Consider the following 13,068-nt stretch of genomic DNA (forward strand, 5'->3'; position numbering starts at 1 on the left):
TGACCAAATTTTATAGAACCAAAATGAAGAATGTAAACTTACTGATTACATTCCTGCTGTTGGTGTGCCCTTTGGCCATGATGGCCCAACAGGTCCCCGACACCACAGCAGTGAATAATAACGATTCCATTACCTGGAATAAGGAGTTGGATGGCGTAGTAGTAAAAGCCCAGCGCCAATTGATTAAACAGGATATCGACCGCGTGGCTTACGACGTGCAGCACGACGAGGAAGCCAAAACGCAAACCGTGATGGACATGCTGCGAAAGGTGCCCATGGTAACCGTAGATGGTCAGGATAATATCCAGGTTAAGGGTAATAGCAATTTCAAGGTGTATAAGAACGGGCATCTGGATCCCAGTCTTACCAAGAATACCAAAGAGGTGTTTAAGTCGATGCCCGCCTCGATGGTTAAACGTATTGAGGTGATTACCGATCCCGGTGCTCGCGAAGATGCCGAGGGTGTAGATGCGGTTTTGAATATCGTAACACTTACAAATACCAAGATGCAGGGCGTAACGGGTGTAGTGTCAAGCTCGCTTAACACACTTGGTCATACCAGTTTCTATTCATCGCTCACAGGTCAGCTTGGCAAACTGATGCTCTCTGGCAACTATGGCTATAACAGCCAGACCAAACGCAACAGCTACAATCGTGTAGAGATTTCTCGCACCTATCTCGATACAGGCAACACCTTGCTTTCTGGCGGTGAGGGTTCTAATCCTGGCCATATCCACTTTGCAGATATTGATGCCAGCTACGATATCGATTCGCTCAATCTGCTCTCAGCCTCGTTTGGCGGCTACTTCTATACGCTCAATGTTCAGGGCGGTGGCTACAACAAACTGCTCAATCCTGCTGGGCAGTCACTCTATAGCTATCGCACCAGCTACTGGATGCCAGGCTACAACCACCACTCGTGGAACGGCCGATTCGACTATCAGCACAAGACTCACCTGGATGGCGAGCGACTGACGCTGTCGTATATGCTCGCCCTTACCCGGCAGCATACCGATCAGGAGAACAGCTATACCGAGCTCAACAATGTATCGTTCCCCTATACAGGCAGTCTCTCTAACATGCACGAACGTTTCACTGAGCACACTTTTCAGATTGACTGGTTGCGCCCATTGGGTTGTGGCCATCAGCTTGAGGTTGGCGCAAAGTATATCGATCGCCATAACAATAGCCATAGCGCACAAAACCTTTATGGTATTGATGCCGACACCTCTGATGATTTTCAGCACACCACGCGCGTGCTTGCGGGCTATGCCGACTATATCTTCCGCACCGCCAAATTCTCAGCCCGTGCAGGCTTGCGCTATGAGTACAGCTACTTGCGCGGCAGCTATCCTGACGGTAAAGGCACAACGTTCGATAAACATCTGGGCGACTGGGTTCCACAGGCCACACTTAAATACCAACTCACTGATGCACAGTCGATTAAACTCAATTATACCACCAGTATCAATCGTCCTGGCATCTCTTATCTGAATCCAGCTGTAAATGTGTCACCTGCATTCATCAGTCAGGGCAATCCACAACTCTCCAGCTCGCACACGCAGCGCATCAGTTTTATCTATACTTATATCATGCCTAACCTAACGTTGCAGTTGGCTCCCGGTTATAACGCCTATAGCAGCGGCATCAGCCAGATAGTTACGGTTAAGGATGATATTCGCTATTCTACTTACAACAATATCCTGACTTATCGACGTTTTTCGGTTGAACAATATGTGCAGTGGAAACCCTTTGATGCCACCACATTTGTATTCAACAATAACGCGCGCTACGAACATTACGAGAATCCGAATCCAGGCTATCGGAATCACGGTTGGAGCGATAACTATAGCCTCAGTTTGCAGCAGCGCCTCCCCCTCAAACTGCGCCTCAGTTTAAGCGCCTATGGCAAATTAGGGCATAGCCCATCCAGTGTCTATAGCGTAGAGCACAGCTATTTCGACTATTATGCCTCGCTACAGCGCTCATTCCTCAAGGGCGATCGCCTTACCGTTCGCTTCACTGCTAATGCACCATTCAATAAGTATTGGTATATGGAGGCCGAAACTGTAAATGGCGACTTCACAGGCATCGAACGTTCGTGGAATCGAAATCGTTCGTTCTCTATCTCAGCCTCTTGGCGTTTCGGTTCGCTCAAATCATGTGTTAAGAAGACCGAGCATTCCATCGAAAACAGCGACGTAGTTGGTGGCATTAGCAAAAGTAACTAACTGATTATGAAGAAGTTCCTGTTCTTATCATTTGGAGCGTTTGTGGCGTTGATGGTATACATGTCGAACTGTAGCGGCTGCGATGACCAACCATTGGCCGAAAAGCTGGAACGAGCGATGACACTGACCCGGATGGTGGTATATCATGATGATGATTACGATTATACCATCAAGTATCCGATGTTTTTCGAACCAACCGACGATTCACTGATGGAGAAAGGCAGCTGTAGGTTCAGCTTCTGGCAGGACAGCATTGAGATTGTGCAGTCGGCCTTCGTTCAACCTAATACCGATTCGCTCAGCATTGATCAAGCAACCAGCAAATACGCCGCCGAACTCTATGCCACCCACCAACATAAAGGCAAGAACTTCTTTATTCTTTCCGGCTCGTTGCATAACGATACAGGCCAGATTACCGGGCGGCGCTTTTATGCTAAGTTTGTGCGCCACCGTAAACTCTGGTTTGTACAAACCCTTACGTATCCTGAAGATTGCGAGCGCTCTCTAAACAGACTGCTGAAAGAGATAGATGCCTGGCAGGTTTGGGAATGAGAATACAAAAAAATCCCGAGGAAATAAATCCTCGGGACACTGATGTCATAATAAATAATGATGCCTTACAGCAGTTATTAATTGTTATGATTTAAATGCTTGCATTGTTGATTATGCCTCAGCAGGGGTTTCCTCCTCTGCCTCAACCTCAGCCTCAACAGCCTCAGCCTGATCAGCAGCAGCCTTCTTGGCGTCAGCAGCAGCCTTGATAGCAGCCTCTGCATCAGCAGCAGCCTGCAACTCAGCAGCGTTCTCAGCAACTACCTTTACAGGGAGCTCAACGATTACCTCCTTGTGGAAGTGTACCAGAGCTACATAGTCACCAATCTTCTTGGCGTCCTTCATGGTGATGATCTTACGATCAACCTCCTTACCGAGCTTAGCGAGCTCCTCAGCTACCTGAGCAGCACCTACAGAACCATAGAGCTGACCTGTAACACTAACCTTAGCAGCAATCTCGAGGGCAACACCATTCAACTGAGCAGCCTTCTCCTCAGCAGCGGCCTTCTGGGCAGCCAGCTTGTGAGCCTGCTGCTTCAGGTTCTCTGCGAGAATCTTCTTAGCTGAAGGACTAGCGATAACACCCTTACCCTGAGGGATGAGGTAGTTACGGCCATAGCCTGACTTTACATTCACGATATCGTTCTTGAATCCCAGACCGATAATATCTTCTTTCAGTATAATTTCCATAATCTTGCGTCCTCCTCTTTAATTATTTCATCAAATCGGTTACGTAAGGCAGCAGTGCGATCTGGCGGGCACGCTTAACGGCCTGAGCCACACGACGCTGATACTTCAGAGATGTTCCAGTGATGCGGCGGGGAAGAATCTTACCCTGCTCGTTGAGGAACTTCTTCAGGAACTCGGGATCCTTGTAGTCGATGTACTTGATACCGCTCTTCTTGAAACGGCAATACTTCTTCTTCTTTGTATCGATAGAAGGAGCAGTCAAATAACGGATTTCACTCTGTTCTGCCATAGTTTAAGCCTCCTCTTTTTTACCAAGCTTTGCACGACGCTTCTCGGCGTACTCAACTGCATACTTGTCAAGTTTAACTGTCTGGAAACGAATAACCTTCTCGTCACGACGGAAAGCAGTCTCCAATGTCTTAATCACTTCTGGCTCAGCCTTGAACTCTACCAGGCAGTAGAAACCTGTAGACTTCTTCTGAATAGCATAAGCCATCTTCTTCAATCCCCAGGCCTCTTCGTTGATGATCTCTGCACCCTTATCGGTCAGGACCTTCTTGAATTTTGCGGCCGTTTCCTTCATCTGTTCATCAGACAAAACGGGAGTTAAAATGAAAACGGTTTCGTATTGATTCATACTACGTTAAAAAATAAATTATTAATTAATATTTTGCTTAAAGCGGGTGCAAAGGTACAAATATTAATTGAGAATTGACAATTCGGAATTGACAGCTGTCAGTTATTTAAGAATATTTAATACTTTTCGCCTTTTTTCTGCTGTCTAACATGAAAAACCGCTCCTAAAATAATGATTATCAGTCCAGTAAGTAACACCAGATTATAGCGTGTAAAACCTATCAGGAAACTGACAATCAAAAGGAGAGCACCAGTTAAAACCAGTGCTACTCCCAAATATGTATTAATCAGACTTTTCTTCACAGCTATGATTTACTCGTCTTCTACCTCAGGGGTAATCAGCTTGTAACCCTTACCGTGAATGTTAATAATCTCAATCTGAGGATCGTCCTTGAGATGCTTACGCAACTTGGTGATATAAACATCCATTGAGCGTGCATTAAAGTAGTTGTCGTCGATCCAAATGGTCTTCAAAGCAAAGTCGCGCTGCAGAATCTCATTTGAATGACTACAGAGCAGAGCCAGTAATTCATTTTCCTTGGTAGTAAGCTTAGTCTGTTTCTCACCAATCTGGAGCAACTGCTTCTGCGTATCGAATGTAAACTGCCCCAGACGATATACCGTAGACTCACGACTCTTCTTACCCTTAGTACGGCGCAGAATAGCCTCAATACGGAATACGAGCTCCTCCATAGAGAAGGGTTTGGTGATATAATCATCGGCACCCAGTTTGAAGCCCTCAAGAATATCCTCTTTGAGTGTTTTAGCAGTCAGGAAGATAATGGGCACATCGGTATTAGCGGCACGAATCTCCTGAGCAAGTGTGAATCCATCCTTCTTAGGCATCATCACATCGAGCACACAGATGTCGAATTTTGTCTTGAGGAAAGCCTTGAAACCAGCTTCACCATCAGCACAAAGTTCTGCAACAAAGCCCTTGGCCTGCAAATACTCACGAAGCAGCATTCCGAGGTTCTCATCGTCCTCGCAAAGCAAGATTTTCAGTTTGTCGTCGTTCATCATAATTCTGTTTTTATGAGTTAAAAAATAATTTTATTGTTCATCTTCTTTTAATATGGGTAGCGACACTGTAAAAGTGGTTCCCTTACCCAATTCGCTTTCGCATTTGATTTCGCCCTCGTGCAGAGTGATAATCTTCTTAACGTAAGCCAAACCTAAGCCAAAGCCCTTGACATCGTGGACATTTCCCGTATGAACACGATAGAACTTGTCGAAGATCTTCTTTACATTCTCCTTTTTAATACCCAGGCCTGTGTCGCGAATAGAGAAACACAAACGGTCCTTATCGTTCCAAGTCTTAATATAGATATCTATCGGCTCTTCGGGTTTGCGATACTTCACTGCATTATCCATCAGATTGGTAATCGCATTCTGGAAATGAACCTCGTCCACATAGATTGCCGAATCAACAGCCTCAATTTCGGTATAGATCTTACCCCCAGTATGCTCTACACGCAGCGAGAAACTGGATGCGATATTCTCTATCATCTCGTTCAGATCGAGTTCCTTTTTCTTGAAAACGATACTCTTCTTATCAAACATCGACATCTGGAGCACTTTCTCTACAAGGAAACGTAGACGCTTTGACTCATCTGTGATGACACCACTCAGGTGTTTGGTCATCTGCTCCGACTTAGTCACGCTCTCGTCGTTCATCATCTGGGCTGCCAGTGAAATAGACGCAATAGGTGTCTTCAGTTCGTGGGTCATATTGTTAATGAAATCGTTCTTAATCTCAGTGAGGCGCTTCTGGCGAAAGATTACCACAATAGTAAAGAGGAACGTGAGCAACAATACCACCGTAAATACCATAGCTGGTATCATGAAGCGCACACTCGAGAAGATATAAGAGCTCATATCCGGGAAGTGGATTTTCACCACGCCCATCTTAGACGATGGGTCATTGCGGAATAAAGTCTGTTTGTAAACATACTCCTCGCCCTCGGCCGAATATTCTGGACAGCGATATACCTCTCGTCCGTCAGATGTCTCAACACGAAAATGATAAGGTATATTGATACCGTTATTGAGCAATTCAGTACGAATATCCTGATCGAGCAACTTGAAGTTAATTCGCTCTTTCAGTGGCTTATCACTGGCGGTATATAGGATATTGTAAACTACTTCGTCGAGCAACGCCTTCTGATATACATAGCGATTACGCACGATTTCCTGCAATGACTTAGAGGCTTCGGAGATACTGTTCTTGTCAGTACGGAGAATCATGGCCTTAGGCACATTGGCCGGACGAATAGCAAAGGTCTTCAGCTCAAAACTGGAATAAACAGTACCATCATCGGCTGCCACAGCAAACTGATGCGCATGTTTAATAGTTCCATCAAGACCATCAACCATCACAGAATCCTGTCGAATAGCCTTACGTTCTGTCTCCTTGACATCCTTCTCAAGATAGCGTAACGTCTCATTCATCTCAAGATTTCGCGATGCTTGATAGAGGCTTCGATTAACCGACTCATCAAACTGTTCTTTCTTCATTTTCGCCATCTCTTCGATATACGAAATCTGAAGGTAGAGCAGCCCTACAAATGAGAGTCCCATTATAATTGCTATAATCCAAATCGTTCTTTTCTTCATAACAACTGCAAAGATAAGCGATTTCTTAATACAGAGGTCCAAATGTGTTAATTATTTGTTGTGTATTTCACTAAATTAACAAGTTTGCGATTTTTTAGTTGCGACATTTTAACTAAGATAAAAGAATCCCCACTATCAAAATAGCGGGGATTCCAACTTAAAATATGGCGTGAAGATTAATCCTCATCCTTCATCTCTTCCTCATGCTGCTTGATGAGTGCCTGCTGGATATCGTTTGGCACGAGCTCGTAGCTGGAGAAGCTGGTAGAGAACGAAGCACGACCACCAGTGAGCGAGCTCAGGGCGATAGAATAGCTTGACAGCTCCTTGAGAGGAATCTTGGCACTGAGCTTCTGATAGCCAGCCTCTGAGTCCATACCCATGATGATGGCACGACGGCCCTGGAGGTCGCTCATCACATCACCCATATAGTCGCCAGGCACGAGTACTTCGAGGTCATAGATAGGCTCGAGCACCTTTGGACCGGCCTCCTTGAAGGCGGCTGAGAAGGCATTACGTGCAGCCAGCATGAACGAGAGCTCGTTAGAGTCAACGGGGTGCATCTTACCATCATAGACGATGACACGCACGTCGCGGGCATACGAACCTGTGAGCGGACCCTGCTCCATGCGCTCCATCACACCCTTGAGGATGGCTGGCATGAAACGCATATCGATAGCGCCACCAACCACTGAGTTGATGAAGACCAATTTGCCACCCCAGTCGAGGTTGATCTCCTCCTTACCCTTGATATTCATCTTGAACTCCTGACCGTTGATCTTGAACGATGTAGGATCGGGCATGCCCTCGGTATAAGGCTCGACGATGAGGTGCACCTCACCGAACTGACCGGCACCACCCGACTGTTTCTTATGACGATAGTCTGCACGGGCCATCTTGGTGATGGTTTCACGATAAGGAATCTTTGGCTCGATATATTCAATCTGGATCTTCTCGTTGTTCTCCATACGCCACTTCAAGGTACGCAGGTGGAACTCTCCCTGACCATGAACAATAATCTGGCGCAATTCCTTAGACTGCTCAACAACCCATGTAGGATCCTCCTGACGCATCTTCTGAAGAGCGGTCATCATCTTCTCTGTCTCGCTCTCGTTGACAGCCTTAATGGCACGAGAGAACTTAGAGTTAGGATACTTAATGAAGTTGAACTTATTCTCTACATCCTTGCCATTCAGAGTGTTTCCAGTCTTTACATCCTTCAACTTAACAGTACAGCCAATATCACCAGCTACGAGCTGATCAACCTGAATACGGTTAGCGCCAGCACAAGCGTAGATAGTACCCATACGCTCCTTAGAACCACGATCAGCATTGGTAAGATCGTCACCGCTCTTAACCACACCACTCATAACCTTAAAGTAAGATACCTCACCAATATGTGGCTCAACACCTGTCTTGAAGAAATAGAGCGATGTAGGCGCACTTGCATCAGCAGGTACATCCTGACCGGCAGCATTCTGAATAACAGGCATGTCGCTTACGAATGGAACCACATTACCCAGGAACTCCATCAGACGGCGAACACCCATATCCTTACCTGCACAAACACAGAACACTGGATAAATGCTACGAGTAACCATACCCTTGCGGATACCCTCACGCATCTCGTCTTCGCTCAGATCCTCGCTCTCGAAGAATTTCTCCATCAAGGTATCGTCACCAGCGGCAGCGGCCTCAACCAGCTTCGCCTTCATTTCCTTAGCCTTCTCCAACTGGTCAGCTGGAATATCCTCAATGATGGGAGCACCACCCTCGGGCTTCCAAGAGTACTTCTTCATCAGAAGCACATCAATCACAGCATTGAAACCAGGGCCTGTGGCTATTGGATACTGAACTGGGACACAGTTAGGACCATAGATATCCTTGAGCTGATTCAGAATCTGATCAAAGTCGCAATTCTCGCGATCCAACTGGTTTACCAGGAAGATAACGGGTTTCTTCAACTTCTCTGTATTGCGGAAAGCATTCATCGTTCCTACCTCTGGACCATACTGGCCATTAATAAGAATAACTGCCTGGTCTGTGACGTTCATTGCAGTGATTGAGCCACCTACGAAGTCGTCAGAACCTGGACAGTCAATGATGTTGAGCTTCTTATTGTTCCATTCAACGTGAAAAACTGTCGAGAACACTGAGTAACCATATTCCTGTTCTACTGGGAAATAGTCGCTAACAGTGTTTTTCTGCTCTACTGAGCCACGACGTTTGATAATACCTGCTTCATAAAGCATACTTTCGGCAAGAGTGGTCTTGCCGCTACCCGCACTGCCAATAAGTGCAATGTTTTTGATTTCGTTAGTCTGATATACCTTCATATCTTTTTTGGTTTTTAGGTGAATACTTATAATCGGGCACTAAATTAGGTATTTTTTGAGAAAACACCAAAAGAATCTTTCAAATATTAAACTAAATTAGTATTTTTGCAAGCAAAATAACCCAAAAATGGCAGGATTATACATTCATATTCCTTTTTGTAGCAGTCGGTGCATCTATTGCGGCTTCTATTCTACCACGGGGCTGGATCTCCGCGAAGCATATACACAAGCCGTATGCAAGGAGATTGAGATGAGAAAAACGAGTACTCCTATCAGTACGATATATATTGGCGGAGGCACTCCCAGCCAGTTATCAATTGACCAATTGAAGAAGATTCTTGATACAATATATATATATAATAAGGTGGGACCTGATGCCGAAGTAACTATCGAGATGAATCCCGACGACGTAAAAGCAGAGACAATTACAGGATTACAACAGCTCCCCATCAACCGTATCAGTATGGGGGCACAGACATTCAACAACGAACGACTCATATTTCTGTGCCGCCGCCACACAGCCTCGCAGGTTCGACAAGCCGTCGAAACACTTCGCCAGGCAGGAGAGCGGAATATCAGTATCGACTTGATGTACGGTTTTCCCCATCAAACCATCAATGAGTGGGAAAATGACATAGAACAAGCTTTAGAACTTGGCGTTGAGCATATATCTACCTATTGTCTGATGTACGAAGAAGGCACCCCACTCTACCGGCTACTGGAGCAAGGCAAAGTCTCAGAGATTGACGAGGAACTTGAACGACAGATGTATTATATGCTATTAGAGAAACTGGAAGTTGCGGGCTATGAGCATTACGAGATTTCCAACTTTGCCCGTCCTGGGTATCGTTCACGTCACAATAGCAGCTATTGGCAAGGTGTCCCCTATATCGGTATAGGAGCAGCTGCACATTCGTACGATATCCAGACACGTAGTTGGAACGTGGCTGATATCCATAAGTATATCGAAGGTATAGAGCAAGGCAAACGCGTATTTGAAATGGAGACACTCGATGAAGATACGCAATATAACGATACTATCACGGTAGCACTACGAACAAGCGACGGTTTAGATATCAGCACCTTATCCGATGGCCAAAGAGAATTTTGTCTCACCAACGCCCAACGCCATTTAGATGCAGGACTGCTCAAGCTCATCGACAAAAAGTTATCGCTCACAAAAGAGGGACTCTTTGTAAGCGATATGATTATGAGTGACTTGATGATCGTCTAATGCTTATAACACTTAATTGTAAAATAGTAATAGGCCACAAGCAATGGATAACCTATATAATACAAGGTGGTTATGCTGAATACGACATAGAGTACAGCACATACTGCTGCTAGTCCCACCAAATAGAGGATAGCCTCACCAAGTGAGAGGATTCGCGTTACATCATCCACTGTAGCTATCGAAACAATAACCAGCGCCCAGACCGACGAGATAAACACCCCCAGCCAGAATGGTAGTGCAAAGGGATTTAGCGATGGATGATAGTAGAAGTGCCGCCACGTTTCCGGTCCAAAAAGTTGTATACTACTATAGAGCACAGCCGATGAAGCTATTAGCAGACACAATAGCGAAGGATAGAATGACGGTATATCATTGAAATGTACAATCTTACATCCCTTTCTCATTAAGCGACGCAAGCCATAAGCTGCACCTGTGAGAACACAGAAGGCCATAAACACCAAGAGGTGGATATTAGAGAAAGTATCGATAAACTGACTGATAGGATCATCAGGCGAAACCTTGGCAAGCAGCTCGTTCTCATGCACCCATCCGAAGGTCAATTGATCACGTGCTACTTTCACCCACACAGAGTCGATGGTATCAGAAGGAACAGTCTTGATATCTGCTACCACCAGATGCTCATGGCGACGCAACGTGATTGAGTCTTTCTTCATCTCTTCGCCAATTGACTCAATTTCAATGCTCACAACATCTGGTACCGACATATCCTCTGGCTGTTGTTCAACAACCACCAGCGAATCACCCGTCACCACAAAATTATAGTTCTGCGTATAATGATGGGTGGTATAGAACGATATGGAGTCGAGCTGTTTTTCTGTGAGATCCCAAGCATCGGGCGTAATAGGTCCACGATTATAGCAGGAAGTTGTGAATAATGAATAGTTAACAGCAAATAGTGACAAGAGCAATACTCTCATCAATCTTCGCAGAATCGTATTATAATTTCTCAAACTATTCACTATTCTTTATTCACTAGCAATGACGTTCATCTGGCAATGCTTACAATCAAATTCCAAACGGAATCGACGACCATCACCCAATACCAAAGAAAGAGGTTCGTGCCATGTAGGACGCTTACCACCACGTTTTACACAGTAACCCAATGAGTAGCGAATACAATGACGACATTGCATAATAGGTCCATTGCCACCTTTCAGTTCATAGGCAGACAATTCATCAGTACCATAGAACATGGCACTCTGGTGATTGGATATATTATTCAGATAACTCAATTCTTTCACACCAGGATTTACACGGACTACTGAACGCTTCACCTTGCGGTGTGGCTGTACAAGAGCCTCTATCAACTGTCGACGCATATCAGCCAATTGACTGTTAGGAATGAAATAATTGAAATCATCAGGCACTATCACCTCTTTGCAATCGTAGATAGTATCACCTAACTTAGAAAGCTGACGAACCAGATTCTCACGAGGCGATTTCTGTGCCAACTGATGCTCTGCCGGGAAACGCAACGTCATCCCATCTGCACTCAGCTCATAGCCATCATCCACAGCACGCAAAGTGATGCTGATAGGCAGTTTACGCGTAGCACTGGGTTTAGAAAGAATACGTTCAAACTCCTGGTCGTTATTACGATAAAGCGACATCCCCGGGCGCAATCCTGCAGGCATCTTGAAAGGATAGATTCTATTACCAACCACCCGGTTAGCACGAAAACCTTCAAACTGTCTGTCTTGATTCAAGAAACATAAGCCATCGCCGTTGGCAAAGCTGGCAGTTCCTGCTACATTAAAACTATCGTGACGGATTTCCTTCACCTTCCCCACAAACTCACCGACAGCTTTAGGCGTATCAAACGAGGCTATATCTGGCTGTCGTCCATTCATAAAGTATGTGGTGTAGCCGCGATTAAACGTACGATTCAGATTAGGTGTAAACGTATATTCGCAATGTCCCTTCGACGCACGACAATACTGATCGGCATGCTTACGGATATAGGTATTAAGGCGTTCGCTATAGGCAGCGGTTACGTTCTTCACATAAGCCACATCCTTCAGGCGTCCTTCGATTTTGAACGACACTGCACCTGCCTCAATAAGTTTATCAAGATTCTCGCTCTGATTCATATCCTTGAGCGAAAGCAGGTAACGCTCATGTTCAATCTCTATTCCATCAGCATCGACGAGCGAGAAACGCATACGGCAAAACTGAGCGCACTCACCACGATTGGCGCTACGCTGGAAACAATACTGCGAAGCATAACAAATGCCCGAATAGCTGACACATAATGCACCATGTACAAATACTTCGAGTTCCATATCAGGAACCTCACGATGGATGTCCGCTATCTCTTCTGCGGAAAGCTCACGCGCAAGGACAGCACGCGAGAACCCTACTTGTTGCAACCAGCGTACCTTGTCGGCTGTGCGGTTATCGGTCTGCGTAGAGGCATGAATCTCAAAAGGCTTATCCTGCATAAACTGCAGCAAGCCCATATCCTGAACCAAGATGGCATCAACACCAATCTCAGCCAACTGGTTAATCAGTTTTTGTGCCTCATCAAGTTCATGATCATAGACAATGGTATTGAGCGTTACATAGATTTTGGCACCAAACTGATGCGCATAATCACATAATTCCCGGATGTCATCAACGCTATTACCCACAGCCGCACGGGCACCGAATTTAGGTGCACCAATATAAACCGCATCGGCACCATGATCGATGGCAGCGATACCACATGCCAGATTTTTGGCAGGAGCTAACAATTCTAATGCTGTCACTTAGC

11 protein-coding genes are annotated in these 13,068 nt (G+C 45.5%); 3 read left to right on the forward strand and 8 right to left on the reverse strand.

The window, feature by feature from the left end:
• The first annotated feature begins 23 nt into the window (after positions 1 to 23).
• Both T491_RS0110940 and T491_RS16345 read left to right on the forward strand, forming a co-directional pair.
• Positions 24 to 2,231 (forward strand): outer membrane beta-barrel family protein, encoded by a 2,208-nt coding sequence (locus T491_RS0110940; protein ID WP_028903925.1) that lies wholly within the window; start codon positions 24 to 26, stop codon positions 2,229 to 2,231.
• A 6-nt stretch (positions 2,232 to 2,237) separates the two neighbouring features.
• The gene (locus tag T491_RS16345; RefSeq protein ID WP_036915974.1) at positions 2,238 to 2,783 is read left to right on the forward strand and encodes a hypothetical protein; all 546 of its coding nucleotides are present in this window, start codon (positions 2,238 to 2,240) and stop codon (positions 2,781 to 2,783) included.
• A gap of 111 nt (positions 2,784 to 2,894) precedes the next feature.
• Here T491_RS16345 and rplI read toward each other — a convergent pair whose 3' ends face one another.
• The 6 genes from rplI to T491_RS0110975 form a co-directional block, all read right to left on the reverse strand.
• On the reverse strand, positions 2,895 to 3,473 hold the full coding sequence (gene rplI / locus T491_RS0110950) for a 50S ribosomal protein L9 (RefSeq protein ID WP_028903926.1): 579 nt from the start codon (positions 3,471 to 3,473) through the stop codon (positions 2,895 to 2,897).
• Between the two features lie 22 nt (positions 3,474 to 3,495).
• Positions 3,496 to 3,762: a 30S ribosomal protein S18 gene (gene rpsR, locus T491_RS0110955; protein WP_013064765.1), complete on the reverse strand. Its 267-nt coding sequence runs from the start codon at positions 3,760 to 3,762 to the stop codon at positions 3,496 to 3,498.
• A gap of 3 nt (positions 3,763 to 3,765) precedes the next feature.
• Entirely contained in the window at positions 3,766 to 4,110 is a 345-nt protein-coding gene (gene rpsF, locus T491_RS0110960; RefSeq protein ID WP_013063574.1) for a 30S ribosomal protein S6, read from the reverse strand.
• 311 nt (positions 4,111 to 4,421) lie between these two features.
• Positions 4,422 to 5,129 (reverse strand): response regulator transcription factor, encoded by a 708-nt coding sequence (locus T491_RS0110965; RefSeq protein ID WP_033147223.1) that lies wholly within the window; start codon positions 5,127 to 5,129, stop codon positions 4,422 to 4,424.
• Between the two features lie 33 nt (positions 5,130 to 5,162).
• On the reverse strand, positions 5,163 to 6,725 hold the full coding sequence (locus T491_RS0110970; protein WP_028903928.1) for a sensor histidine kinase KdpD: 1,563 nt from the start codon (positions 6,723 to 6,725) through the stop codon (positions 5,163 to 5,165).
• A gap of 176 nt (positions 6,726 to 6,901) precedes the next feature.
• Complete coding sequence (locus tag T491_RS0110975) at positions 6,902 to 9,061, reverse strand: translation factor GTPase family protein (protein ID WP_028903929.1); 2,160 nt, start codon at positions 9,059 to 9,061, stop codon at positions 6,902 to 6,904.
• Between the two features lie 127 nt (positions 9,062 to 9,188).
• Between T491_RS0110975 and hemW the strand changes: the two genes are divergently transcribed.
• Entirely contained in the window at positions 9,189 to 10,295 is a 1,107-nt protein-coding gene (gene hemW / locus T491_RS0110980; RefSeq protein ID WP_028903930.1) for a radical SAM family heme chaperone HemW, read from the forward strand.
• Here the strand turns inward: hemW and T491_RS0110985 are convergent.
• Together T491_RS0110985 and T491_RS0110990 are read right to left on the reverse strand one after the other, a co-directional pair.
• Positions 10,292 to 11,233 (reverse strand): hypothetical protein, encoded by a 942-nt coding sequence (locus T491_RS0110985; protein WP_028903931.1) that lies wholly within the window; start codon positions 11,231 to 11,233, stop codon positions 10,292 to 10,294. The genes hemW and T491_RS0110985 overlap by 4 nt on opposite strands.
• 48 nt (positions 11,234 to 11,281) lie before the next feature.
• Entirely contained in the window at positions 11,282 to 13,063 is a 1,782-nt protein-coding gene (locus T491_RS0110990) for a U32 family peptidase (protein ID WP_028903932.1), read from the reverse strand.
• Positions 13,064 to 13,068 lie beyond the last annotated feature (5 nt).

It is taken from the genome of Prevotella sp. P6B4, assembly GCF_000619985.1.
Classification (GTDB): Bacteria; Bacteroidota; Bacteroidia; order Bacteroidales; family Bacteroidaceae; genus Prevotella.